The following is an 865-nucleotide window of genomic DNA, read 5'->3' on the forward strand; positions in this document are numbered from 1 at the left end:
TAGGTTTTGTACGAAAAGTGATATCTGCTAAGTTTTCCCATGCAATAGAAGCATAGGGGGAAATGAATTATGGTTGGCCGGTACGAGATATCCAATGAGAACTGGGCGCAGATTACAGATATTGTGTCGCCAACTCAGGTGATGGGCAGGCCCCGGCGGGATGACCGGCAGGTCCTCAATGGTATTTTCTGGGTGCTCTGTTCTGGTGCCAAATGGCGAGATCTACCCGAGCGGTATGGTCCCTGGTCAACTGCCTATGAGCGCTTTCGAAAATGGCGGGATGATGGCACGTTTGAAGCTATCCTTTCTCGCTTACAGCTCAGGCTGCGTGAAGATGGACTGATGGATCTGGATACGTGGATGATTGATTCGACCTCGATACGTGCCACCCGCGCTGCCGCAGGAGGCGGCAAAAAGGGGGCTCAGAAGAACCGGTAGATCACGCATTGGGGCGTAGTCGTGGTGGTTTAACGACAAAAATCCACCTGGTATGTGATTCCCATGGTTGGCCGCTGGCATTTACCCTGTCTCCAGGACAGCAGGCTGATTCTCGACATTTCATCTCGACGCTGGAGAGTGTTTATCTACCAGGCCGTGTTGGAAGGCCTCGCAAACGTAGCCGCTACGTGGTCGCTGATAAAGGATATGACAGTGATGAACTGCGCCGTTACTGTGACAGGCACGGTATAAAACCCGTTATTGCGCAACGTCAAATGCATCGCAAGACACGCCCTGGTTTGCCGAGGCGTTTTGATCAGCACAGATACCGCCAGAGAAACGCGGTAGAACGCTGCTTTGGATGGCTTAAAGAGTTACGTCGATTTGCAACGCGCTACGAAAAATTAGCGAGCAGTTTCAGAGCGAT

At 51.9% G+C, this 865-nt stretch carries 1 protein-coding gene; it reads left to right on the forward strand.

The features are described from left to right. Positions 1 to 69: 69 nt before the first annotated feature. A protein-coding gene (locus ACT3T6_RS17700) for an IS5 family transposase (RefSeq protein WP_444625980.1) occupies positions 70 to 865 on the forward strand; the annotation gives its coding sequence in 2 pieces (ribosomal slippage) (positions 70 to 412 and positions 412 to 865; 797 coding nt annotated over the 2 pieces). This gene is flagged as partial in the annotation.

It is taken from the genome of Halomonas sp. 72 (genome assembly GCF_052379785.1).
GTDB classification, from domain to species: Bacteria; Pseudomonadota; Gammaproteobacteria; order Pseudomonadales; family Halomonadaceae; genus Vreelandella; species Vreelandella citrativorans.